Genomic DNA, 24,170 nt, shown 5'->3' with positions numbered 1-24,170 from the left:
ACTAAGCGACCTTTTTTGTTTCGGCAAACAGTTTAATTCCTTGTGTGACAATTTGGGTTTTAGAAAGTCCTGTTTGCTCCGACAGTTCAGAAAGTAGAGCAATAATATCTTCGTGAAGTTTGTAGGATTGCAACCGAACACCACGCTTAGCATCGCTTTTTGCTTGAATTTCTTGTTTTGTCATTGCCATAGTGTTTTCCTTTGATTAAATAAATTGTTGATTTTTAATAGCTGTGGTTGTAATATTTAGGAACTGCCTAGCAGAGATGGCAGTCTCTGCCAGGACTTTTAGATTACTTCCTTAGTAAGCTGGCAGGCTCACTAATAAGAAGATTACTAGGATTAACAACTTAAAATACATAATCCAGTTCCTTTTAGTTACCGCTCTCAACAAGGGCGGTTTCTTCATTTCTCAAAATTCATAATGTGTCCACAAGCTAATTATTTTTACCGTTTGTTTTTCCTCTAAAACGGCATAAACAAGGCGGTGTTTAATATTAATACGCCGTGAATAAGCCCCTTGTAAATCGCCTAGCAGTTTCTCATAAGGCGGGGGTGTCTGATAGGGATTTTCACGGATAAGGTCTATCAATGCCTTCGCTTTTTTCTCCAATTTTGCCGATTTGAGCTTAGGTATATCATCAGCTGCTTTTTTCGTATAAACGATGGAATACATTACCACTGTACCTCGTTTTCTGACAGGCATTCATCAAGTGGCGTTTGTAATCCCTCTATGATGTTTTCTTTCATCGTTGGAATAGAAGAAAGATACAGTGTTTCCATCAGATCGTTATAATCTTCTTCACTGATAATAACAGCATTGCCGTCTTTCGTACTCACATTGACCGGTTCGTTATATTTAATCGTCTGCTCCAACAGTGAAAAAATATTTTTTCTAAAATTCGTGATATTTGTATTTAGCATCTAGGAACCTCTCTATTTTATTTTTATGTACATTATAATGTACGCTTTATGGTTGTCAATGCGATATGGTTGATTGACGTATCCACTAAAACAGAAAATAAAATACATTAAAGGGCGGATGTAATCCGCCCCTACTGTAGAGGCGAATCACATTTGCCCAATGACATTCGCTAACAATGTAGATTTATTTTTCACATTTACAATAACTAGACCGCACTTTTTAGAGCTTGCAAAATATCCAAGATTTCTGAAATTTCCCTTAACTTAACCGAAAGGATTTTAATATGGATTATTTGCATGGTGTGCGTGTTATTGAGATTAACGAAGGTACTCGCACAATAAAAACCGTGGCAACGGCAGTTATCGGTGTTGTTTGTACCGCAAATGATGCTGATGAAAAAGCGTTTCCACTTAATACCCCTGTTTTATTAACGAATCCGTTGACTGCGATTGCTAAAGCGGGCAAGACGGGTACGTTGGCAAAAACCCTTGAAGCAATTAGTGATCAGGTCAATACGTTGACTGTTGTAGTGCGTGTAGAAGAAGGCAAAAAAAGCAAACCCAAAACCACGAGAAGAGGCGGTAGCGATGGTGAGAGCGATGTCCAAGACGAAAGCGTCAGCGACACTGAAACTGATAATGCACAAACCACGGCAAATATTATCGGTACGGTAACAGACAAAGGACAGTATACGGGTATGAAAGCCTTGTTAGTTGCCCAAAGTAAAATCGGCGTAAAACCTCGTATTTTGGGTGTGCCTTACTTGGATAATAAAGCCGTTGCCACAGAATTAGCCAGCGTCGCTAAAAAGTTAAATGCGTTTGCGTATATATCCGCTCATGGTTGCGAAACCAAAGAGCAAGCGGTTCAATATCAAAAAGGATTTGGACAGCGTGAAGTTATGGTTATTCATGGTGATTTCTTGGCGTTTGATGTTAATAGTAAGAAGGTTGAAAATGAAAGTGCGGTTGCTCGTGCGTTAGGATTGCGTGCGTATTTAGATAAAACTATGGGCTGGCATAAAACGATTTCTAATGTGGTTGTCGAGGGAGTGAGCGGGGTGAGTCGTGATATTACCTTTGATATTCAAGATACCAGCACGGACGCCAATTACCTGAATGAAAATAACGTCACTGTACCGATTAATTTTAATGGTTATCGTTTGTGGGGGTCTCGTACTTGTTCTGCCGATCCGTTATTCCAGTTTGAAAACTATACACGTACCGCTCAAATTTTGCGTGATACGATTGCGGAGGCTCACGCCTGGGCAATTGATAAGCCGATGACCCCAACCTTAGTGAAAGATATTATAGAGGGTGTGAATGCGAAATTTAGGGAACTTGTCGCATTAGGCTATCTTGTTGACGCCAGCTGTTGGTATGACGCTGAGATTAATAGCAAAGAAACGTTAAAAGCGGGGCGTTTGTATATTGACTATGACTATACACCGGTACCGCCGTTAGAAAATTTAAATTTCCGTCAACGTATTACCGACCGTTATTTAACTGAATTTGCATCTAAAGTCGCTGCTGCTTAGGAGATGAACTATGTCTTTACCCAATAAATTAAAATTAATGAATTTACACCAAGACGGCGAAAGTTATTTAGGACAAGTCAACGAGGTTACTCGCCCCAAACTCGCCATTAAAGCGGAAAGTTATCGTGCAGGCGATATGTTAGGCGAAGTCGATATTAATTTAGGCTTAGAAAAATTAGAGGCTGAATTAAAATTCGGTGGGCATATGGAGAATATGCGTGCTTTATTCGGTTCGGCAGAAATTAGCGGTGTACTGTTGCGTTTGTCGCAGGCTTATCAACGTGATGACACGGGCGAAGTAACCGCTGTTGAATTAGTTATGCGTGGGCGTTATACGGAAATTGATCCGGGTAATGCGAAAGTGGGCGATGATACGGAAGAAACCTTTAAGGCTTCACTCACGTATTACAAAGAAATCGTCAACGGTAAAACGCTGATTGAAATTGATTTAATTAATCATGTTTTTGTTGTCAATGGTGTAGATCGCTTAAAAGAACATCGCCGAGCCATCGGTTTATAATCGTATAGGAATTGTAAGGAAAAAAAGATGAAAAATAAAACTGTTACACTGATTCAGCCGTTAAAACGTGGCGAAACGGAAATCAATGAAATTCGTTTAATTAAGCCGAATGTTAATGCCCTTAAAGGCTTGAAGATGTTTGATGTAATGCAAATGGACGTTGACGCTTATTGCCAACTGTTGCCACGTGTAACGCAACCGTCTTTAGGGAAAATGGAAATTTTAAACCTTGATCCGATTGATTTTACCGCCCTTTGTTCGGAGGTAATCGGTTTTTTCGTCAAAACGGAAACGAACGATACGACGGAGAATACAACGGCGACACAACAGGCTTAGTTATTCCTCATTGCGTAGAAGACGCTATTGCGGATATTGCCACTATTTTTCATTGGTCGCCGGCTGTATTTGATGAAATGGATTTAGCGGAATTGATGTTGTGGCGTGAAAAAGCAAGAGAAAGAAGCCAAGTAGACACGTAAAAAGTGCGGTGAGATTTGACGAATTTCACCGCTTTTTATTAGCCCTTTGGAAGGAAAAGCAATGATTCAATCTAATGCAATGATGGCGTATGGTTTTTTTGTTTTTATGCGGTCAACGATACCCTATCAGGAGACGCAAAGAACTATTACGTGGCGACATCCGACAAATTCAGTGATAGGGGAATTACCCAAAACACAATTTACAGGAAAGGATAGCGAAACATTAACCATTAATGGCGTGTTAATGCCTGAAATTACGGGATCTACTCTCAGTATTACTGCCCTTGAAACCTTAGCGGAACAGGGGGAGCCCTTGCCGTTAATTGATGGGAGTACTTTTCTTGTTTTAGGCTGGTTTGTCATTGAGGAAATTAGCGTCGGGAAATCCTATTTTTTTGCGGACGGTGCTTCACGTCGCATTGATTTTTCAATGAAGTTAAAACGGACAAACGAAAGTTTGTTAAAAGATATTGGCGATACGTTAAAGAGTTTAATTGAACTATGAGCTATTCTGAATTTTTAGACCGCACTGTAGCAAATCATCATCGGATTCCTCATTATCGCTTGAGGGTGATAACGCAAGATGAAAACAAAAAAGACATTACTACGCTAATTAGCCATCGCTTAATGTCGATGACGATTGCTGATAACAGGGGATTTGAGGCGGATGAGATTGATATTCAGCTAAGTGATCATGATGGTAAATTGGCGTTTCCTCGCCGTGGTGCAATGCTTGAAGTAGCCATTGGTTGGCAGGGGGAGCAATTAATCCCTAAAGGTAAATTTATTGTTGATGAACTGCAATATAGCGGTAGTCCGGATAGTCTTACTCTTCGTGCAAGAAGTGCGGATTTGAGAGGCTCACTTAGCGATAAAAAAGAACGTTCCTTTGATAATATTTCATTTGAAAATTTGATTAATCAGATTGCAAAAGAAAATCAACTTGAGGGGGCTTGTGCCGAGGCGTTTAAAGAAAAAGTGATTCCGCATTTAGATCAGACCAATGAAAGCGATATTAATTTGTTAAGTCGTTTAGCGGAAAATTACGATGCCATTGCCACGGTGAAAAACGGTAAATTATTATTTATGCCTGTGGGAATGGGGGTGACTGTGAGCGGTAAAGCCTTGCCGACCATTGAGATTACAAGGCAGATGGGCGACAATTTTTCTTTTTCGTTGACAGAAAGCGACAATTATAAAGCGGTTCGTGCTTATTGGCATAATATGGACACAGGCAAAAAGGGCGTTGTGGTGATTGATGAAAATACCAAAATAGAACGCTTGGCAAAACCGACACACCCCACAGAGGAAGGCGGAACAAGCACGGAAACATCAAAAACCAAGAAAAAAGTTACGCTTGTTCACACTCAACCGGTGGAAACCGATAGCAATAAGATGAAAACCTTGAGACATACCTATAAAACAGAAGCTTATGCTATCAATGCTGCTAAAGCTGCTTTTGACAAAATGCGAAGGGGGATTGCGAGTTTGTCTATTAATTTAGCTGATGGGAATGCGTGGCTTATGCCTGAATTGCGTGTAAAAGTGCGAGGGTTTAAAGACCAAATCGACAGTAGCAATTGGATAATCAGTAAAGTTACCCATAATCTCACCACAAGCGGATTTACAACCTCGTTAGAATTGGAGTTGGATATTAATGGTGAGGTGAAATAAATATCTACCATGTTTGCATTTTAAACAGGCGACCTAAATTATTTTCCGCATCATTCAGTTTTAAGAGATATTCAGATTCTGAAATAAAATTATTATTTGTCATCTCGTCAGATAACAATGTAATAAAATGTTGAATTCCATAATTTGAGTATTCTCTAATAATTCCAATCAAATTATTTTTTGGATTGAAATCAAGCCCCTCAAAAATGCCATCGTGATATATGAATAACGGTGGGTATTTTTCTTCCGAGTAAAAACGGGCAATTGCCATATCAAACGCAATGCAGAGTAAACGGCGATAAGAATTTCCTTTCCCTTTTTCGTTTTTTGTACCTTCAGATTCAAAATAAGCATCAAACTCCAAAAAACCGTTTTTATTCTGTTCAACTTTTATAATAGCTTGTTCACCCAATACATCACGGATAATCTCAACAAAATAATTTCTTATTTTAATAAAGGTACTTTCAGAGGAGTTTAAAACATTTTGAGTAAGATTTTTTTGTATTTTTTGGATAAGATCTTCTTGTTCTCGTTTAATATCTAGCAGTTTGTTTTCCTGTTCTAGAATTTCATCAACAGATACTTTTTGTTGTTTAAGTAAAACAAGTTCTGCTTTTTTGTTATCAAGATATTTGGAGATTTTTTTGTATTTATCAAAAATATCTTTTTCATTAAGAAACGCAAGTTTATTAGCCCTTTCTGTATTTAATGATTTAAGAAGCAGTGTGATTTCACTAATTCTTTGATTAACTTTTTTTAAATCCGCTTTTAAATATTCAATCCGTTCTTCATTAATTTTTTTATTAAACCGTTTGAGCTGGTCAAAATCATGTTTTAATTGCCCATCTTTAAATAATACGCCCGCTTCTTCAAATAACGCCCACGCCGCTTCAGTATCAAAAAGAATTTTGTTGGGCTTGGTTGATTCATGTAAACGCTGTTTTTTTCCGCTCAGGTAGTAAAGCTCGTCGTTTAATGAAACTATATCATCGTCAATTTTATCTACTAACATTTTGATAGCTTCCTTATCCTCATTGGCAAAATCCAACTCGGATAATGTTTTTTCAAAAGAAGCAATTTCAGCTTCAATAAATGCAATTTGCGATTCTATTTCAGACAATCCTTTCTTATCAATTTTATTAATTTTTTTCAACAGCTTAATTTCTGCTGTCGCTGTTTTCAGTTCTTCCGCTTTTTCATATAACTGAATTAAAAGTTTATCATCAAAGCCTAGTAATCGAGCAAGTAAAGGTTTCCAATCTTTATCGCTCGATTTTGAATTTTTTCCCAATTGGAAAACACTGCCAAAGTCAGATTGATTACGCAACAAATAACCTATAAATTTGCGATATGAATAGCCTTTGATAAAGTAGAAATTTAGCAAGCTGTCTAAATAACTTATTGCATTTGCTTTTGTTTCATTAAAAATTGTCCACTCACTTTCTAACAAACCGACAAAATTTTGTAATGGCTCAGTATGTCGCTTAAAACTTATTTTAGAGGGCGTATTAACACAACGGCAAAGAGTGACATATTCGGGGGTTTCTGTTGGTTTATGTGAATTTAAATGAATTTCTAAATAAAATTCCCAGTTTTTGAATTGATTATTTTGTAATAAAAAAGAATTTTTATGGTCATTGATAAAACAAAAATCAATGATTTGTGCCAGTGTTGATTTTCCTAAATTATGAGAATGCTTTTTTTCCTCATTCAGCGAATACTTTTCGTTTTTAACCTCTCCAACAATAGCATTTACACCACTGTTAAAATCCAGTGTGGAAAAAATATGCGGATAATTAGTGTATAGTCTTGAAAGTTTCATTATTATTTACCGATGTATTCAAAGCGATCTGTTTTAGTATGATACTCAATTAAACCAAGCAAATATAGCAAATTTATTGCAGGCATAAATAATACATAATCAGAACCGGTCTTTGCTTTTACCAGTGAAAGTAAAGCGGAAAAATCCATCTGTTTATTCGTTCTTAATGCATCCAGTAATAACGCTGTGGTATACATAATCGATTTGTCAGGGTCGGTGTGTTTATCAGGTGTTATTCTTAACATTTTCTATTCCACATTTTTTCCAATATCACAATGCCAATACATATAATGTATAAGGATTTGCAGGATAATTTTTGAATTTCCTGCTTTTAAGGTTTTATCATGCTCTTCTTCATCTTGAATAATTTGATAAAGTTTCTCGTCTAAATATTCAAATTTATTTCTATAATGATGTAGCTGTAATGAAATATGTTTAGTGAGGTTTGTATAATCCCGTTTTAAATCGCTATTATCAGGGTTGGCTAACAATTTATCTATTCTAAAGAACTCGTCAGCATATTGACTGATGATAAATTGAGTGAATTCATCACTTGCATTATTCAGTTTATTTTTCTCATCCAGCGTTGTTCTATCAACTACATTTAAACTTTTTTCAGAATGGTCTAATTTTTTGGCACAAGTTTTGATTACTTTTGCAATCAAGGAATCATCAACTAGATTAAATCGTCTTCGGGCAAGTTCTATTAACCCCGATTTTTTCAATATTTGTTCATTACTTTGTAAAAAACGTACTAATTTTTCCTTTCCCCATATTTGGATATGTTGGTGAGGCAATCCTGTCATATCAGATAATCTATTTAACAGTTTGGGTAAGGAATTTGCCGTCAGCTTGCGATTTGTAGCGAGAATATAATAGCCCAATTCTCCTTCTTCCCTCAACTTTTTCAATTTGGACAATTCTTTTTCAATCAGATTATTAAACTCTCTTTCCCCTGTTGTTTTGTTATAACCATAAGTAAATTTTGCTTGGATAATAATAGCTTGACGCCCTTTAGGTTCCCAACATTCTTGTTTGCTTGGGTAGTTATTGGTTTTATGATGAAACCGTGCATCACGCCCTCCATCTTTTCCTAGAGCAAACCCCGTTACACCCTCACCTAAAATAACAGAACAGACAGCTACAATAAACTCTTCAAAATGTTCTGAATTTTCAATTAAATCAAGATAATTAAAACGCATTTTTAGTTTCCTTTTGCCCGGCTATCCCCTACAACTCCTTTGGGTTGAGGGGGACGACTCGGATAAATTTTCCGACGATTTCTGCGGTGTCGAATAATTCTTCTGTAATGTCGAAAGGGTCGTAAAGTTTGTTGTCGCTTAAGGCTCGGATTATGCCGGTGGGGAGTTGTTGGAGGCGTTTTATGTAGTCTTTGCCGTTAAGTCGAAAGGCATAAATTCCGTCGCCGGCAAAATAGGTAATATTGGTATCAATAAAAACGAGGTCTTTTGATGAGATGGTGGGTTCCATGCTGTCGGTGGGGACTTTAAAAATACAGATCCCTTTTTCACTATAACGTCCGATTATTTGCATCATACCTTCAGGGGTGAGCCAAATGCTCGAAATGGTCTCCGGGTAATCCGAGTTAATGATTCCGTCTCCGGCGGATAGGTGAAAATCATATCGGTTTATGCGGTGAGTATGCTTTTCGTCGGGTTCATTGCTCACCAATATAGAAGAATGAGGCGTAATATTGGGTTCTCCTTCGCCTGTCTTTAACCAATGCACATCAACGCCAAGTGCGGTCGCTATTTCAACTATATTTTTAGGGGAGCGAGTTTCACCACGAACAATTTTAGAAATAGCCTGCTGTGACACACCAACTTTCTTTGCAAAAGAGTTAACGGAAAGACGTTGTGCATACAATGTATCTTGAAGTCTCGTTGCTAAATTAGACATAAAATCTCCTTTGGTTATAAAAATACAACTTAAGTTATAAAAAAACAAGTTAATAATAGTTGAATGTTTTCAACTTTAGTAGTAATATAATAACAACTTTAGTTGAAATTGGGATTGAAATTAGTTTATATGAGTAAAATTTCAAATGTTATTAATATTTGTGGTAGTCAATCTGCTGTAGCCAGAATTTGCGGAGTTAGTCAAAGTGCAGTATTGAAATGGCTAAACGGCGGAAAAATGGACGTGAAATATATACCGCATATTATCAACGCCACGCAAGGCGAGGTAACGCCCGAGGATTTACGCCCTGATGTGGATTGGGAGGTTATTCGGCAATGCTGGGAGCGTAAAGATGGCAAATATGAATCATAAGTGTGCCAATTGCGGTAGTCATAGTATGCGGGTTCGTCATTCTGAATCCGTCGGTATGTTGGTGATTGAGGCAATTTGGGTTTGTAATAGTTGTTCTACTAAACATCATATTTATAGCGAAATTGTGACGGTGCAAACGCCTACTTATCATGAGCGTCCGGAGGTAAAGCGGATTAATAAACCGTTGTTACAAAGTGATACAAATACGAAGGATTTGTTTGAGGCAAGTCCAATCGACGAAGACACGTAATCTATTATTTCTTTCTTTTTAGATAAAAAATCGCTGTTTTTTAATGGCGTGGGTTTTTGCAACCTAAAAAAGGGCGGATGTAATCCGCCCCTACAGTAGGCAATCACATTCGCACAAACAGGAATTAAAGGTAGGCGGATCATATTCGCCTAAATGGAAAACAACACATATGAGGAAACACAACATGATTAAACAAAAATTTCATCAAAAATGTACTGCAATGAATAAAAAACGCATCAATCTTTTTAAGTTGGAAAAGCGTTTGGCAAATATTGAACGTAAATTTGAAATACAAAAAAAAATGAATAGGGTAAATATTGAGCTTCATCAAAGTTATCAAATCACTAATGAGGAAATTTTGCAACGTTTGAGCGAGTTGGAGCGTGTTACTTTGCCAGAAGAGAAAAAACAACCGCCGAAACCGGGTTGCGTTCGCCGTTTTTTGACGTCGTTTTGGGATTTTTTGGCTCGCTAGGCTTGAGGGGGAGTTATGGGTCATTTTGATGTGGAGAGCATTATTGTTCAGCGGTTACCCGATCATGAGGCGGTTTCTAAGGCGGGGTTTGCTTCTTTGCGGCGTATTTTAAATCAGTCGCCCAATGCTGCCGAGCGTCTTTTTGATGCCTTGCCGATGGAGCAGAAATATGCGTTGTTTGATAAGGCGAAATTAGAGACGTCGGATTTGGTCGATCCGTTGAATTATCAATATTCTAAATTGATACATTTTAATGAATCCGGGCAGAAGAAGATTTCAAATGCCATTTTTAGTACGTTGAATGCACTTTTGCCGTTCTATCATGCGGGGGTGAAAAAGCGTGATTTTATTGTGAAGGGGTCTGTATGACGGATTATATTTTTGAGCTTTCTGATTGTTATTTGTTACGAATTCGTCAGGGTGTTTATGAGATTTTAAAGGTTGAGCCGGGCGAAAAAGCGGTTTTTATGCTGGAGCAGAAAGGTAGCTCGGCTCGGCAGGTGATGTGTTGTAGAAAATTTGAGGATGTCATTGAGGCGTTAATTCGTTGTGAGTTACGCAATGAGGATGTGAATACGTTGTTTGATATTCTTAATGTGTTGCAGGCGATTTATGCGGAAGTGCGAGAGTTGAAGGCTCATATTCCGCCATCGTTTTAAGTTGTTGAGTAGGCTTTTATGGCATTCGTGACGGTATTTAAAAACGAGCAAAAGGAAACTGCGGTACCTTTTTTCCAGGTTTCCCCTCGTGTTCCTCATAAAGAGGAAAAAACAGGGACACAAGCTCAGATGGAGCTTTTTAATACTGTTCCCGAAAGCTATGTGTTTGTTGAGAAATTATTGGCGAAATTGCCACGTGAACGACAACGTGAGCATTTTCGGCGTTTGTATTTAAATGAATATCGGTCTGTTGAAGATGATGGGTCGATTTCGTTTGCTTTCGGGAATAAACAACGTAGACATGCTAATACTTGGTTGCGTGAAACCTTGGGTACTCGTTTACGCCTTGTGTTCGATCAGTATCGTTGCAATATGGCTTGGTTATTGGCATTTGATGAACGTGATCCGAAATGGTTAGCGGATTTGTCCTTTGATGTGTTGGAAAAAAAACAACCGCACAATGGGGATTTATTGCCGGTAACCGGCGAGCCGGAGGAATATGAAAGCCGGTTGTTGCGTGAGCAACATGAGATTTTGAAGTTACGCAAGAATTTTGAGCATTATAGCCGTCAAGAATGTCAACGTGCAAAAATGCCTTTTTATTTGTTGAGCGAGAAGAAGCTGGAGGAGATTGCTTATAAATTGGCTACGCTGTTTGCTAATGTTCAGCGTGGTTATATGTTGGATTTGGTGGAAAAAGGGCGGTCGGATTTAAGCGATGATGAGTTTAATGAGCATATGCGGAAGATTTATCAGTTATGCGGTGAGGCTTGTGAAAATATTGGTTTTCCTGTTTCCCATTGGGATAAGTTTAAGAAAGGAAAGCCGGTTAGATTGGATTATATTGATACGGTTTTTCATAAGATTATTTGTGAGAAATATTGGTTTAAGCGTATGCGGAAGGTGCAGAAAAAGATGGTTGAGCATGTTGCGATTGCCTGTGGCGAGGTTTGCAAACGCAGAAGCAATTATATTTCAAGAGCCGGTTTTTCTGAGTATTTGCATGAGATTAAGAAAAACTATGATTTTTTGAAACAGATGATTATTGAGAATATCGACGATCCGAATGAGCAAGCTGAGCTGTTTGATATGTATTTGAAATCTTCTGCGAATCCTGCTCAGCGTCGGATTGAGTTGATGACCCGTTTACGTGGGTTGGAAGAGTGGGCGGATGAGTCCGATCATCATGCGTTGTTTTTAACGCTGACCGCCCCTTCATCATTCCATGCAATCCATAATGACGGTACGCAAAATAAGAAATGGAAAGGGGCTAATCCTAAGCAAACGCAGGACTATTTGAATAAGATTTGGGGGCAATTCAGGGCGTTATTGAAAAAACGTAATATTGCTTTTTATGGTATGCGTGTCGCTGAACCTCATCATGACGCAACGCCCCATTGGCATTTGTTGGTTTATGTTCATGAGACGCATCGTGAAGAGGTGGTGAGATTGTTTCGTGAAAAAGCGTTGGAGCTTGACGGTGATGAAATGGGGGCTAAAAAACATCGCTGTAAAATTGAAGATTGCGATAAAACTAAGGGCTCGGCAACGGGGTATATTGCTAAGTATATTTCAAAAAATATTAATGGTTTTGCTTTAGATGGTGAGCGGTCTGATGAAGATGCCGATATGAGTTTAAAAGATAATGCTAAAAAAGCGAGAGCATGGGCGAGCCTTTGGGGTATTCGTCAGTTTCAATTTTATGGGGATAAATATGTCGGTGTGTGGCGTGAATTACGCCGTCTTGTTGCCGGTCAAGCTGATGATGAATTGGTTGAAGAGGCAAGAATTTGTGCAGATATTGGCGATTATGCCGCTTTTATGAAACGTCTTGGGGGTCCGTTGGCGTTGCGTAAGGATGTGCCGTTGTGTTTGCATTATGAGGAAAGCGAGGTTAATCAATACCAAGAGACGCATAAAAAAATAAATGGGGTGAGCAATAAATTTAGTTTAGGTGATTTTATTAAAACACGTCTTAAAAAGTGGGTCATTAAGAAAGGTGATCCGAATAGACGTAATAAAGAAATGGAGCGGAGCGACACTAAGTTGCACGTAGTGCAACCTTGGACTTGTGTCAGTAACTGTAACCTTGAAAATTTAGTAAGAAGGGAGGAAATTGTTCAAAAAATAAAAGAAGCGATACGACCAATTGGGAAACCGTTGAATGAGCATGCAATTAATCATTTGTTGAAAGGTAGATCGGTTAGATTGAATGCGATGACATCGGTAAAAATAATCAATGATGAGGTGATTATTTCGGAACATTCAGCTCCATTACGTTTTTATTACGATAATGAGCCGAGTTTTTTAGAGAAATTAAGGAATTTTAGAGGAAATTTTTATGGAAGCGATGAAAGAAGCGATAACCAATGAGGATATTTTAAGGGAGTTGCAAGCTGTGCGTGAGTTGTTGAAGGTGGCAAACTATACGCAAACTAATCAAGCTATTTGGACGGCTCAAGATGTGGCTAATTATTTTAAGATGAGCTATGAGCATACGAAACGTTCTATTATGTCAGATCCGGATTTTCCGGATGCGGTGAAGTTGCAATGTCGCACGGGTGGACGTTCTGCTAATCGTTGGATTGCAGGCGATGTGATAGCGTTTGCTCGTAAACGTCAACGAGCAAAACGTTAATCCAGTAATAAGGCAACTTTTTTCATATCCGGGGCGTAGTAGGTGTTTTGTAAGATACTTAGATCTCTATGTCCGGATATTTTCGCTAAGGTCATTACGTCGACTTTTTCCGCCAGTCTTGTTAGTGCTTCTCGTCTTGTGTCGTGAAAATGGAGATCTTCTACCATTATTCTGTTTTTTAGCTTTCTGAATAATGCATCCAGTCTTGAGGTTGTTAGTTGAAATACGCTTTCTCCCTCTGTGATTTGTTCCAATAATTTTAATATTTTTATTGCGGTTGTTGATAAGGGGACGTCTCTTGACCAGCCGTTTTTTGTTTGTGGGAGATGGGCTATTTTGTCGTTAAAATGGACGTGTTCCCATGTTAGGTTGACTATTTCTCCTGCCCTCATTGCTGTTTCTATGGCGAATAATATCGCTGCTCCTACTCTTGCAGTCGCTGTCGTTGGCGGTTCGTTCCAAGAAAAACCGGATGTATAGACTAAGGCATCTATTTCTTGTTGGCTGTAGCGTCTCGTTCTTGGTTTGGGGGCTTTCGGTTTTTTGACCCCTTTTAGGGGGTTGTTTTTGAGTAATTTCCATTCTGTGATTGCGACGTTTAGTATGTGTCCGATGACCGCCCATTCTCTTAATACTGTTGCTGAGGAGACTTTTTTTAGTCGTTCATCTCGCCATTGTTTGAAGTCGTCTTCGTTTAGGTGTCTCAGTGATATTTTGCTGATGGGTAATGCTTGGAAACGGTAGAGAAATTGTCGTTCTTTTTTTGCTCCTCGTTTTTGTGGTGTAACTTCGTGTAGGTATCTGTCTATCACTTTTTCTAGAGGGATGTTAGCCACTTCTTGATATAAATTTTCCATTATTTCCGCTTCTATTTTGTTTGCCCATGCGAACGCTTGGGCTTTTGTGCGGAATGTTTTTGTTTTTAGAACGTTCTTTTTGCGGACTATTGCTCGCCATTTGTCTCCCCGTTTTTGGTAAGTTGCCATTTCATCCCCCCTTTTTTCTTTGTTTGGTACACTTTTTTTGTTTTTGGATCAGTTTTTGGTAACAGTTAAATTCTGTAATCGGTTCTTTTAGATCATAATTTATACTGTATATAAATACAATACTTTGTTTTGAGATAGCAAAAAATACTTGTTTTTTAAGCTGTTGTTAGTTTAGATCATTGGAGCTGTAGTTGGTTGGTTGTTAGAGGAATTTAAGAAATGGCACGCCCTATTGGATTCGAACCAATGACCTACGGCTTAGAAGGCCGTTGCTCTATCCAGCTGAGCTAAGGGCGCATATAAAAAATAATAAATATAAAAATGGTCGGCGAGATAGGATTTGAACCTACGACCCACTGGTCCCAAACCAGTTGCGCTACCAAGCTGCGCTACTCGCCGATGAGGTGCATTATAATTTTCTTTCATAAACAGTCAATTACTTTTTCACTTTTTTATTTGATTGATGAAATTTCTCTCAAATTGACTTACATTTCTCGCTTTTTTTTGACACAATAGCAACGTTTTTCATGTTCAATAATTTAAATGATTGTTATGTTGCTCATTTGAGATCAAATTTGAAGGAAAGAATTAATGCCCGCACAAATTATTTCAGGTACTGAACTCTCTAAAAACATTAAATTTAATGTTGCTGAAAAAATTCAGCATTATCTTCAACAAGGGAAAAGAGCACCGGGACTAGCTGTTATTTTAGTTGGTGCTGATCCTGCCTCTCAGGTTTATGTGGGAAGTAAACGTAGAAGTTGTGAGGAACTCGGTATCTATTCAAAATCTTATGATTTACCGGCAGAAACAACTGAACAAGAATTATTAACTCTCATCGAACAACTCAATCAAGATCCGCAAATTGATGGTATTTTGGTGCAATTGCCATTACCAAAGAAAATTAATTCTACTAAAGTGATTGAACATATTTCCCCAACAAAAGATGTCGATGGTTTTCATCCGTATAATGTTGGGCGCCTTTGTCAGCGTATTCCAACCTTACGTGCTTGTACACCTTTAGGTATAATGAAATTACTGGAAACCACGGGCGTTGATCTGTACGGACAACATGCTGTTATTGTAGGAGCTTCAAATATTGTTGGTCGCCCTATGGCACTGGAATTACTGTTAGCCGGCTGTACAGTTACAGTTACTCATCGTTTTACTAAAGATTTGAAAAGTCATGTGCACCAAGCGGATATTCTAGTTGTTGCAGTAGGTAAGCCGCACATTATCCCTGGGGAATGGATTAAAGAAGGTGCAATTGTTATTGATGTTGGAATTAACCGAGTTGATGGCAAGTTAGTCGGTGACGTGCAATATGATGAAGCGAGCAAAAAGGCAAGTTTCATTACTCCAGTTCCGGGAGGTGTTGGTCCGATGACTGTTGCGATGCTTATGTTTAATACGCTACTCGCTTATGAAAGTCATAGTTAAACTTAGTCAGCCTCTTACTTCAGAGGCTGTTTTTTTGTTATTTTATCGCCACCATAGAGCCAAAATTAAAACATTGAAACCAAAGTTCTATTTGGGAGAAACCTGCTGACTTTAAGCGTTCTTTATGTGTTTCTATACTATCCGTTCTCATCACATTCTCAAGTGCGGTGCGTTTTTGACTTACTTCTAATTCACTGTAACCATTGGCTCGCTTGAATTGATGGTGTAAATCAATAAGCAAGTCGTCCATTTTTTTATTTTCAAAACGAAATTTTTCCGATAAAACCAATCCTCCGTTAGGATTAAGTCCCTGATATATTTTTTCCAGTAACAATTGACGATCTTGTTGCGGTACAAATTGTAATGTGAAATTTAAAATAACCATTGATGCATTTTCAATTTTAATATTACGAATATCATCACACAAAATTTCAACGGGAATATCACTCTGATAAGCGTTAATATGTTGACGACAACGTTCAACCATCGGTAATGAATTATCCACGCCGATAATTTTTACATTAGGCTGAGTGATATGGCGACGAGCAGATAACGTGGCTGCACCACGAGAACACCCCAGATCATACACTAGCGAGTTAGCCGTCACAAACCGTTCGGCAAACATGCCTATGGCAGTAATGATATTGGAATATCCGGGGACAGAACGCTGTATCATATCAGGGAATACTTCAGCGACATTTTCATCAAAAGTAAAATCTCCCAGTTTTTCAATGGGTGCAGCAAAAATACAATCTTTATTCATTATTTTATGGTTCATCTAAAAAAGTGTAAAAAAGTGCGGTCATTTTAGAAGAAGTTTAAGTCTCACTCAAATAAATTCCGTCCGCTCTTTCAATATAAGCGAGATTTCAGCTATAATTCGTCGACTAATTTCAGTAGTTTCAGATATAAAGGAAGTCATTATGATGCGTTCTCATTATTGCGGTGCATTGAACCGTAGCCATATTGGACAACAAGTAATATTAAGCGGATGGGTTCATAAACGTCGTGATCTAGGCGGTTTAATTTTTATTGATATGCGTGATCGTGAAGGTATTGTACAAGTTTGTTTTGATCCGAAATATCAAGAAGCATTGACGGAAGCCAGTGCATTGCGTAATGAATTTTGTATTAAAATCGAAGGTGAGGTTATTGCTCGTCCGGATAATCAAATTAATAAAAATATGGCGACGGGCGAGGTGGAAGTTGTAGCTAAAGCATTGTCTGTTTATAACGTTTCGGATGTACTTCCTTTAGATTTTAATCAGAATAATACAGAAGAACAGCGTTTAAAATATCGTTATCTTGATTTGCGTCGTCCTGAAATGGCTCAACATTTAAAAACCCGTGCCAAAATTACCGCTTTTGTACGTCGTTATATGGATGAAAACGGTTTTTTAGACATTGAAACCCCAATGCTTACCAAGGCTACGCCTGAAGGTGCACGAGACTATTTAGTTCCAAGTCGAGTACATAAAGGCAAGTTTTATGCTTTGCCGCAATCACCACAGTTGTTTAAGCAACTATTGATGATGTCCGGTTTTGATCGCTATTACCAAATTGTGAAGTGTTTCCGTGATGAAGATTTGCGTGCAGATCGTCAGCCGGAATTTACTCAAATTGATGTGGAAACTTCCTTTATGACTGCACCGGAAGTGCGTGAAATTATGGAAAAAATGGTGCATGGTTTATGGCTAAATACCATAGGCGTTGATTTAGGCAAATTTCCGACAATGACTTGGCAAGAGGCAATGAAACGCTTTGGTTCAGATAAACCGGATTTACGTAATCCATTAGAAATAGTCGATGTAGCTGATATTGTGAAAGATATAGATTTCAACGTTTTCAGCGAACCTGCAAATAGCTCGAACGGTCGTGTGGCTGTCATCCGTGTACCAAACGGTATAAATATCACTCGAAAACAAATTGACGAATATACTCAATTTGTCGGTATTTACGGTGCGAAAGGGTTAGCTTGGGTAAAAATTAATGACATCAACGCTGGATTAGAAGGCGTACAAAGTCCAATTGCAAAATTCTTAACGACAGAAAAAATCAAAGCAATTTTTGACCGCACTTCTGCCCAGAGCGGTGATATTTTGTTCTTTGGAGCGGACAAATGGCAAACCGCTACTGACGCAATGGGAGCGTTACGATTGAAACTAGGTCGTGATTTAGGTTTAACTCACTTAGATGAGTGGAAACCTCTTTGGGTTATTGATTTCCCAATGTTTGAACGTGATGAAGAAGGTAATTTAGCTGCGATGCACCATCCATTCACTAGTCCAAAAGATTTCACACCGGAGCAATTAGAAGCAAATCCGACAAGTGCGGTGGCAAACGCCTATGATATGGTCATTAATGGTTATGAAGTAGGTGGTGGCTCAGTGCGTATTTTCGATCCAAAAATGCAACAAACTGTATTTCATATTTTAGGCATTGATGAAGATCAACAGCGTGAGAAATTTGGATTCTTGCTTGATGCCTTAAAATTCGGCACGCCTCCACATGCAGGTTTAGCATTCGGCTTAGATCGTTTAACGATGTTGTTAACCGGAACAGATAATATTCGTGATGTTATCGCATTCCCGAAAACAACAGCCGCAGCTTGTTTAATGACTGACGCACCGAGTCTTGCTAATGAAAAAGCTTTGGAAGAGTTGGCGATTAAAGTCACTAGAAGTGAATAATATTGAAAAATGGTGGAAATTCTCCACCATTTTTCTCTCTAAAAAGACGGGAAATAACAATATGCTAAATCAGTCAGTCAGTCAGTCAGTCAGTCAGTCAGTCAGTCAGTCAGTCAGTCAGTCAGTCAGTCAGTCAGTCAGTCAGTCAGTCAGTCAGTCAGTCAAAAATCCTACCATTGATTTTTCACGTTTTCAAGCCAACACTCGTTCTGAAGGCTTAAGCGGTTTTATGCGATTACGTAATGAAGGAGAGTTTCTTGCTCAATCTATTGAAAGCTGGCTTCCTTTATTAGACGAATTGGTGATTGTCTATAATAATTGCCAAGACAACACTGGTGAAATTGCTGAACAATACGCAAAACTTTATCCTAATAAAATAAAAACTTTTCACTATTTACCTATTGTTTATCCTCAAGGTAGTGATAACTATAAAAATTTAGAACCTGATAATCCCCATAGTTTGGTTAATTACTATAACTTTTCATTGAGTCAAACTACGAAAAAATGGGCTATAAAAATAGACGGAGATTTAATTCTTTGTGCAGAAAAAATACCTTTGCTAAAACAGACTTATCTAGACTTAAAAGAAAATTATCCCAATGATGTATTGCCTGTTTCAGGAATTAATATTATTGATCATTGTGGTGAACTTTATATTTCTTACAGCTCGCCTTATTGTGGATTATATGGTGATCTATGTTTATTTAGGGTAGATGAAGATAGCATTTTTAAAAAAAACAAGGAAACAGAATTTTTAGACATCAGTCAAAGAAATATGAGAAAAAATATTTTCGCCTATTATCACTTAAAATTTATGAAAGCAGATTTTGGGATTGGTAACTATGAATTACAACAAAATAAACATTCTGTTTATTTGCCCAAAACTATCTCATTTTTATTCAATTTAGAATTAATCCCTTTACATAAAATATTATCTTATACTCAAATGCCGAATACTACATTGTCTGATTTCAAGTTAAATAGAAGAAGGCAATATAAATTGGAAGCAATGCAATATTTAGAACAAAGTTACCAACTCTTCTCACTAGCTCTATTAGAAAAAGAACTACATAACAGTCAACTATTGGTTAAACATCAAAAAAGAGAACAATTACTTTATAGACGTACATACAATCGTTTCAAATATTTTCTAAGAAAGTTAATAAAATCATAGCGATTTTTTCAAATTAACACCGTAACTTATCGACTTATAAGTTACGGTATAAGACTTACGATTTATTTACAAATTTCATTTAAGAATGCGGTAAGAACGATTGTGATATACCAACGCTTCTTTCTTATCACCTTGTTTAATAGCTACAATTTTACAAATCAAAATACTGTGAGTACCGACTTGCTTAATATCTGTAATTTCGCAATCAAAATTAATCAGTGCATCCTGTAACATCGGTGAGCCTGTAACCAATGTTGTCCAATAAGCATTGGCAAATCGCTCTTCTTGACTTAAGGGTGAGGCGAATACATTTGATAAAGAAGATTGTTCGGCAGTCAAAGTATTCACCATTAGCACCCTATTTTTTATAAAATGCTCATAGGCACGTGCATTGCTATTTATACAAACAAGCAAGGTAGGTGGGGAGTCAGTCACGCTACAAACGGCTGATGCTGTAAAACCATGCTGCCCTGTTTCACCACTTGTGGTCACAATATGAACTGCTGAGGCAAGTTGTGCCATTGCATCTTTAAATTGAGAGACTTCTACCATATCAGATTAACCTGCTAATTCTGCTCGAATAATTGCCGCACCTTGACTTAACGCATTGAGCTTACTGTTTGCAACTTGACGTGAGAGCGGTGCCATACCGCAGTTAGTACAAGGATAAAGATTTTTTGCGTCTACAAATTGTAGTGCTTTACGCAAAATATCCGCTACTTGTTCAGGTGTTTCTATGATATTGGTTGCTACATCAATCGCACCAAGCATCACTTTTTTACCTCTCACCAGCTCAATCAGTTCCATAGGTACACAAGAATTTTGGCACTCTAAAGAAATAATGTCAATTTTCGATTGTTGCAATTTCGGGAAGCTTTCTTCATATTGTCGCCATTCACTGCCGAGAGTCTGTTTCCAATCAGTATTTGCTTTAATTCCATAACCGTAACAAATATGCACCGCAGTTTCACATTTTAATCCTTCCGCTGCACGTTCCAATGCTGCCACGCCCCAATCATTCAATTCGTCAAAGAATACATTGAACGCGGGTTCGTCAAACTGAATAATGTCTACACCTGCTGCTTCCAGCTCTTTCGCTTCTTCATTTAAAATTTTGGCAAATTCCCATGCTAACTTTTCACGACTTTTGTAATGTGCATCATATAATGTATCTATCATTGTCATTGGACCGGGTAATGCCCATTTAATCGGCTTATCAGTATGCTTGCGTAAGAATTTTGCATCGTCTACAAATACGGAGCTTGGACGAGAAACTTCACCAATTACGCTTGGTACGTTTGCATCATAGCGGTTACGGATACGCACTGTTTTACGCTTATTGAAATCTACGCCCTCTAAATGCTCAATAAATGTAGTCACAAAGTGCTGACGAGTTTGTTCACCATCGCTGATAATATCAATCCCTGCTGCAACTTGTTCAGCAAGGGAAATTAATAGTGCATCTCTTTTAGCTTGAAAAAGTTCATCGCCCTGACATTTCCATTCAGACCAAAGTTTTTCAGGTTCAGCAAGCCACACCGGTTTTGGAAGACTACCGGCTGTAGAGGTTGGGAGAAGAATTTTGCTCATTTTGGTTTTCCTAAATAAATGTGTAGGGGCGGAATTTAACCCACCCTACGAATGTATCAAATAAAATACTGTCTTGATTTATTTTTCAGCCATCCAAGCATCTAAAATTGCTTTATATGGCTTAATAAAATGTGCTTCAGTATATTTACCTTGTTTGATTGCAAGCTGTGTACGCTCAACACGATCATATTCTACTTTGGTCACAGAGTAATCTTGATAAGTCAAGCTACCTTTATACACTTGACCTGCCACAGAATTAGCATTGTAAATTTCTGGACGGTAGATTTTCTGGAAAGCTTCCATTGTAGCAATTGTACTAATCAATTCAAGATTGGTGTAATCATTCAACAAATCTGAATTACTATCAAAATAAAACGCATAAGGTGCAACAGATTTTGGTGGCATAAAATAACGCACAGATAACCCCATTTTCGCAAAATACTCATCAGTTAAAGAATAATTATCTTGATGATATTCCACCCCTAAAATCGGATGAACATTTGTGGTTCTGCGGTAAGTACGAGTAGTTGCAACACTTAAACAAATCACCGGCGGTTTACTATATTTTTCTTTATATGCAGAGGAAGTTAACAGATATTTGAATAGCTTGCCATGCAATTCACCATAGCCTTTCGGTACGGTAAATTCTTCCTTGTTTCTGTTATGCTCTAACAACAAAACGCTGAAATCATAGTCACGCACGAAAGACGAAAAATTGTTGCCTACGATACCATCAATTTTTTTGCCAGTTTTATGGTCGATGACATAGGTTTTCAGCCATTCAAGTGCTGGAAAAAAATTACCTTTTCCCTCCATATCAATATCTATTGACACGATCTCTAACTTCACAGAATAACGATCATTAGTTGGATTATCCCAGTTTGCCAAATCGTTAAAACGCTTATCAATCATTGCAATGACATTTTGCAAATTTTCTTTGCGGTTTTCGCCACGCGCAAGGTTAGCAAAGTTGGTCGTTAAACGGGTACTCTGCATTTCTGGTTGGTAATTTTCATCAAATTCAAGCGTATGTACACGGCATTCAAATGTTGTCATCATATTAATTTTTCTCATTTTTAGAATAATGGTGTATTAAACCATAAAAATTTTTTAAGAAAAATGAGATTTTTTGCCAAGACTATGAAAATAATTCATATTTTGCCTTTACTCAGCTTTACTCAGAGGACTGACCACAACTACTATATCATCCTCGTTAGTATTGCCAAAATAAGTAGAATGAATCGATATTCATATGATATTGATAAATAAAAAACCTAGAAACATTGATTTTTCTAGGTTTTACTGTCAATTTGATTGATTAAAAAATTCTGGTGCACATACCCCCAAAGTTGCATAATTGGGCGACGCTGTTCGATGTAGTCAGCACGGTTATAGACCTGACTAACCTTATCCTATCTTGTGAGCTAAACAACTTTCAGCAAGTCTAAAATCAATCATATTGTCTTCTAAATAAGTTCTTGCAATCGTCCTTAATCCGTGGGCGTCTTGTTTACCTTGATAGCCTATTTCACGCAACGCATTAGCAATTGTGTCTTTACTCATTGTTTGATTAGGTTTTGTGAATGATGGAAATACATTTTATGATGTCCCGTTATTGGTTTCAATTGCTCTAAAATATTTTATCATTTGTCTTGATAAGGGTACAGAATGCGAAAATCTCCCCGTTCTAACCTTCTTCATTTTTTCTTTAGAAATAATAAACCAAATTTTTTATTTAAATCAATTTCACTCCATTCCACTGAAACAGCTTCGGCAGCAGGGCGTACCATTGATAACAATTACCACCTAAATAAAAATTTAGTTAATAGCTCTCTGTTAGATTGTTCAAAATCAGCCAATAATAGGGGAAGTTCAGAATAATGAATAGCAGGGTGATTTTTTTGGTGGTTCTTTGTGATATGCTTTGCTAGCTTGTAAGCAAGGATTAAATGATAAAACACCCAAATTAACAGCGTAATTTAATACTTGATTAACTAAATTTATAATGCGGTGCATAGTGCCATTTTTACCTTGCTCGTAAAGAGGCTTGACAGCATTAATTAGTAAAAAAAAGGGGGGGGGTAATATTCTCTATTGAGTAAGCCCCCAAATGAGGAAATAAATGATTATTTAATCGCTCCCAATTTTTAGCCATTGTTAGAGGTTCTATCTCTTTCACGCTTTTATCTTTCCATTACTCGGCAATTGCTAAAAGCGTCCTTTTTTTGCTCTGTTCTTGCTCTGTTCTATGTTGCTCGTTATATGCCTGTGGATCTATGTATTATGCTAATAATGCTTTAAACTCTTCTCTTTTTGCTCTTGCTTGAGCAATAGAAAAATCAGGGTAGTTACCTATGGTTAGCTTTGTTCTTTTTTGTGTTACAGGGTGATTATAGCGAAATCGCCAAATTTTTGAGACGGATGGGTATAGCTGTAAAAATAAGCCTTCACAGTCGTTTAGTTCTGCCCTGTTTCCTGTTATATACTTTGCCTTTTCTACTTGTGTATTTGTAAGAGGTTGTATAATTTTAGTACTCAATAATCAAACTAATTATAATGCGTGGGTACTAAAATGGGTGCTATTATTCAAGGTCAATGTGATTTATCCTGACGCAACTAGCGTTAATCGGATAGCAAAAAAGCCTTGTTATACAAGGCTTTTGGGTTGAAATGCGTTACTATGCGTTACATTGATTTATTCATTTGGTGCGACTAGCTGGACTCGAACCAGTGACCCCCACCATGTCAAGGTGGTGCTCTAACCAACTGAGCTATAGTCGCAAAAAACTTGTTTTGTTAGCTTACTAATATAAATAAACTAACAAAATAAAATCATAAAAAACTTGGCGGTGCCCTACTCTCACATGGGGAATCCCCACACTACCATCGGCGTTACAGCGTTTCACTTCTGAGTTCGGCATGGGGTCAGGTGGTCCCACCGCACTATCGCCGCCAAGTTAAATTCCTCTCTCTTATATCCCGTCTCTATCTCTTCTTCAATAAAAAAACAAGCCTCTAC

At 37.7% G+C, this 24,170-nt stretch carries 28 protein-coding genes, 3 tRNA genes, 1 rRNA gene and 1 pseudogene; 16 read left to right on the top strand and 17 right to left on the bottom strand.

Translation table 11 applies throughout. From position 1 onward, the window contains the following. Position 1: 1 nt before the first annotated feature. The 3 genes from HNR69_RS05060 to HNR69_RS05050 all read right to left on the bottom strand — a co-directional run bounded on the left by HNR69_RS05060 (position 2) and on the right by HNR69_RS05050 (position 924). Positions 2–190: a hypothetical protein gene (locus tag HNR69_RS05060; protein ID WP_012340326.1), complete on the bottom strand. Its 189-nt coding sequence runs from the start codon at positions 188–190 to the stop codon at positions 2–4. A gap of 222 nt (positions 191–412) precedes the next feature. Continuing rightward, a complete protein-coding gene (locus HNR69_RS05055; protein WP_075321793.1) occupies positions 413–676 on the bottom strand; it encodes a Txe/YoeB family addiction module toxin in 264 nt (87 codons plus the stop codon). Then, entirely contained in the window at positions 676–924 is a 249-nt protein-coding gene (locus tag HNR69_RS05050) for a type II toxin-antitoxin system Phd/YefM family antitoxin (protein WP_012340324.1), read from the bottom strand. The genes HNR69_RS05055 and HNR69_RS05050 overlap by 1 nt, the downstream gene beginning before the upstream one ends. A 284-nt stretch (positions 925–1,208) precedes the next feature. Here HNR69_RS05050 and HNR69_RS05045 point away from each other — a divergent pair, with 284 nt between their 5' ends. The 6 genes from HNR69_RS05045 to HNR69_RS05020 all read left to right on the top strand — a co-directional run bounded on the left by HNR69_RS05045 (position 1,209) and on the right by HNR69_RS05020 (position 5,135). Further along, positions 1,209–2,462 carry a phage tail sheath protein gene (locus HNR69_RS05045; protein WP_136121938.1) on the top strand — a complete coding sequence of 418 codons (1,254 nt, stop codon included), beginning with the start codon at positions 1,209–1,211 and terminating at the stop codon, positions 2,460–2,462. Positions 2,463–2,472: 10 nt separating this feature from the next. After that, positions 2,473–2,982 carry a phage major tail tube protein gene (locus HNR69_RS05040; RefSeq protein ID WP_132995593.1) on the top strand — a complete coding sequence of 170 codons (510 nt, stop codon included), beginning with the start codon at positions 2,473–2,475 and terminating at the stop codon, positions 2,980–2,982. A gap of 27 nt (positions 2,983–3,009) precedes the next feature. Further along, on the top strand, positions 3,010–3,318 hold the full coding sequence (locus tag HNR69_RS05035) for a phage tail assembly protein (protein ID WP_012340320.1): 309 nt from the start codon (positions 3,010–3,012) through the stop codon (positions 3,316–3,318). Then, a complete protein-coding gene (locus tag HNR69_RS09750) occupies positions 3,237–3,461 on the top strand; it encodes a GpE family phage tail protein (protein WP_221265079.1) in 225 nt (74 codons plus the stop codon). Before HNR69_RS05035 ends, HNR69_RS09750 begins: the two co-directional genes overlap by 82 nt. A 61-nt stretch (positions 3,462–3,522) precedes the next feature. Then, positions 3,523–3,966 carry a phage tail protein gene (locus tag HNR69_RS05025; RefSeq protein ID WP_012340319.1) on the top strand — a complete coding sequence of 148 codons (444 nt, stop codon included), beginning with the start codon at positions 3,523–3,525 and terminating at the stop codon, positions 3,964–3,966. Then, a complete protein-coding gene (locus tag HNR69_RS05020) occupies positions 3,963–5,135 on the top strand; it encodes a contractile injection system protein, VgrG/Pvc8 family (RefSeq protein ID WP_136122181.1) in 1,173 nt (390 codons plus the stop codon). The genes HNR69_RS05025 and HNR69_RS05020 overlap by 4 nt, the downstream gene beginning before the upstream one ends. Before the next feature lie 4 nt (positions 5,136–5,139). On the opposite strand, the gene HNR69_RS05015 is transcribed toward HNR69_RS05020, so the two are convergent. The 4 genes from HNR69_RS05015 to HNR69_RS05000 are packed head-to-tail and all read right to left on the bottom strand — an operon-like array spanning position 5,140 to position 8,877. Continuing rightward, a complete protein-coding gene (locus HNR69_RS05015; RefSeq protein WP_136122180.1) occupies positions 5,140–6,957 on the bottom strand; it encodes a DUF2326 domain-containing protein in 1,818 nt (605 codons plus the stop codon). A gap of 2 nt (positions 6,958–6,959) precedes the next feature. Next, positions 6,960–7,202, bottom strand: coding sequence for an ABC-three component system middle component 8 (locus HNR69_RS05010; protein WP_075321789.1), 243 nt, complete (start codon positions 7,200–7,202; stop codon positions 6,960–6,962). Between the two features lie 3 nt (positions 7,203–7,205). Next, positions 7,206–8,159 carry an ABC-three component system protein gene (locus HNR69_RS05005; protein ID WP_136122179.1) on the bottom strand — a complete coding sequence of 318 codons (954 nt, stop codon included), beginning with the start codon at positions 8,157–8,159 and terminating at the stop codon, positions 7,206–7,208. Positions 8,160–8,187: 28 nt separating this feature from the next. Further along, positions 8,188–8,877 (bottom strand): XRE family transcriptional regulator, encoded by a 690-nt coding sequence (locus HNR69_RS05000; protein ID WP_136122178.1) that lies wholly within the window; start codon positions 8,875–8,877, stop codon positions 8,188–8,190. Positions 8,878–9,006: 129 nt separating this feature from the next. Here HNR69_RS05000 and HNR69_RS04995 point away from each other — a divergent pair, with 129 nt between their 5' ends. The 7 genes from HNR69_RS04995 to HNR69_RS04965 all read left to right on the top strand — a co-directional run bounded on the left by HNR69_RS04995 (position 9,007) and on the right by HNR69_RS04965 (position 13,271). Beyond that, positions 9,007–9,249 carry a transcriptional regulator gene (locus HNR69_RS04995; protein WP_133098739.1) on the top strand — a complete coding sequence of 81 codons (243 nt, stop codon included), beginning with the start codon at positions 9,007–9,009 and terminating at the stop codon, positions 9,247–9,249. Beyond that, the gene (locus HNR69_RS04990) at positions 9,230–9,499 is read left to right on the top strand and encodes a hypothetical protein (protein ID WP_041605076.1); all 270 of its coding nucleotides are present in this window, start codon (positions 9,230–9,232) and stop codon (positions 9,497–9,499) included. The genes HNR69_RS04995 and HNR69_RS04990 overlap by 20 nt, the downstream gene beginning before the upstream one ends. A gap of 184 nt (positions 9,500–9,683) precedes the next feature. Further along, positions 9,684–9,974, top strand: a complete 291-nt coding sequence (locus HNR69_RS04985) for a hypothetical protein (protein WP_136122177.1) — start codon at positions 9,684–9,686, stop codon at positions 9,972–9,974. Between the two features lie 15 nt (positions 9,975–9,989). Beyond that, entirely contained in the window at positions 9,990–10,343 is a 354-nt protein-coding gene (locus HNR69_RS04980) for a hypothetical protein (RefSeq protein ID WP_136122176.1), read from the top strand. Then, a complete protein-coding gene (locus tag HNR69_RS04975) occupies positions 10,340–10,633 on the top strand; it encodes a hypothetical protein (protein ID WP_075321783.1) in 294 nt (97 codons plus the stop codon). Before HNR69_RS04980 ends, HNR69_RS04975 begins: the two co-directional genes overlap by 4 nt. Positions 10,634–10,651: 18 nt before the next feature. After that, positions 10,652–13,006 (top strand): replication endonuclease, encoded by a 2,355-nt coding sequence (locus tag HNR69_RS04970; protein ID WP_183405646.1) that lies wholly within the window; start codon positions 10,652–10,654, stop codon positions 13,004–13,006. Further along, the gene (locus HNR69_RS04965; RefSeq protein ID WP_075321781.1) at positions 12,975–13,271 is read left to right on the top strand and encodes a hypothetical protein; all 297 of its coding nucleotides are present in this window, start codon (positions 12,975–12,977) and stop codon (positions 13,269–13,271) included. Before HNR69_RS04970 ends, HNR69_RS04965 begins: the two co-directional genes overlap by 32 nt. Here HNR69_RS04965 and HNR69_RS04960 read toward each other — a convergent pair. The 3 genes from HNR69_RS04960 to HNR69_RS04950 form a co-directional block, all read right to left on the bottom strand. Beyond that, entirely contained in the window at positions 13,268–14,257 is a 990-nt protein-coding gene (locus tag HNR69_RS04960; protein WP_136121942.1) for a tyrosine-type recombinase/integrase, read from the bottom strand. The two genes, HNR69_RS04965 and HNR69_RS04960, sit on opposite strands and share 4 nt — an antisense overlap. 220 nt (positions 14,258–14,477) lie before the next feature. Beyond that, a tRNA-Arg gene (locus HNR69_RS04955) sits at positions 14,478–14,554 on the bottom strand. Between the two features lie 25 nt (positions 14,555–14,579). Further along, positions 14,580–14,656 (bottom strand) — tRNA-Pro (locus tag HNR69_RS04950). A gap of 192 nt (positions 14,657–14,848) precedes the next feature. Between HNR69_RS04950 and folD the strand changes: the two genes are divergently transcribed. Then, positions 14,849–15,697 (top strand): bifunctional methylenetetrahydrofolate dehydrogenase/methenyltetrahydrofolate cyclohydrolase FolD, encoded by an 849-nt coding sequence (gene folD / locus HNR69_RS04945; RefSeq protein WP_075293515.1) that lies wholly within the window; start codon positions 14,849–14,851, stop codon positions 15,695–15,697. 37 nt (positions 15,698–15,734) lie between these two features. Here the strand turns inward: folD and cmoA are convergent, their stop codons facing one another. Next, a complete protein-coding gene (gene cmoA / locus HNR69_RS04940) occupies positions 15,735–16,460 on the bottom strand; it encodes a carboxy-S-adenosyl-L-methionine synthase CmoA (RefSeq protein WP_041605047.1) in 726 nt (241 codons plus the stop codon). A gap of 160 nt (positions 16,461–16,620) precedes the next feature. Here cmoA and aspS point away from each other — a divergent pair, with 160 nt between their 5' ends. Both aspS and HNR69_RS04930 read left to right on the top strand, forming a co-directional pair. Further along, positions 16,621–18,387 (top strand): aspartate--tRNA ligase, encoded by a 1,767-nt coding sequence (gene aspS / locus HNR69_RS04935; RefSeq protein ID WP_075293516.1) that lies wholly within the window; start codon positions 16,621–16,623, stop codon positions 18,385–18,387. Between the two features lie 61 nt (positions 18,388–18,448). Beyond that, entirely contained in the window at positions 18,449–19,561 is a 1,113-nt protein-coding gene (locus tag HNR69_RS04930; RefSeq protein ID WP_183405645.1) for a hypothetical protein, read from the top strand. Positions 19,562–19,636: 75 nt separating this feature from the next. Here HNR69_RS04930 and HNR69_RS04925 read toward each other — a convergent pair whose 3' ends face one another. The 6 genes and pseudogenes from HNR69_RS04925 to rrf all read right to left on the bottom strand — a co-directional run bounded on the left by HNR69_RS04925 (position 19,637) and on the right by rrf (position 24,108). Then, on the bottom strand, positions 19,637–20,113 hold the full coding sequence (locus HNR69_RS04925) for a flavin reductase (RefSeq protein WP_075293518.1): 477 nt from the start codon (positions 20,111–20,113) through the stop codon (positions 19,637–19,639). 6 nt (positions 20,114–20,119) lie between these two features. Next, entirely contained in the window at positions 20,120–21,151 is a 1,032-nt protein-coding gene (locus tag HNR69_RS04920) for a methionine synthase (protein WP_075293519.1), read from the bottom strand. A 78-nt stretch (positions 21,152–21,229) separates the two neighbouring features. Then, the gene (locus HNR69_RS04915; protein ID WP_075293520.1) at positions 21,230–22,210 is read right to left on the bottom strand and encodes a putative oxygenase MesX; all 981 of its coding nucleotides are present in this window, start codon (positions 22,208–22,210) and stop codon (positions 21,230–21,232) included. 233 nt (positions 22,211–22,443) lie between these two features. After that, positions 22,444–23,690 (bottom strand): annotated as a pseudogene (locus HNR69_RS09745) (tyrosine-type recombinase/integrase). Positions 23,691–23,855: 165 nt separating this feature from the next. Then, positions 23,856–23,932 (bottom strand) — tRNA-Val (locus tag HNR69_RS04905). 60 nt (positions 23,933–23,992) lie between these two features. Next, positions 23,993–24,108: ribosomal RNA gene (rrf, locus tag HNR69_RS04900) — 5S ribosomal RNA — on the bottom strand. Positions 24,109–24,170: the final 62 nt, after the last annotated feature.

This window comes from Histophilus somni, assembly GCF_014202395.1.
Taxonomy (GTDB): Bacteria; Pseudomonadota; Gammaproteobacteria; order Enterobacterales; family Pasteurellaceae; genus Histophilus; species Histophilus somni.
The sequence above is the reverse complement of the archived record's forward strand: the minus strand, read 5'-3'. Positions and strand labels throughout refer to the sequence as shown.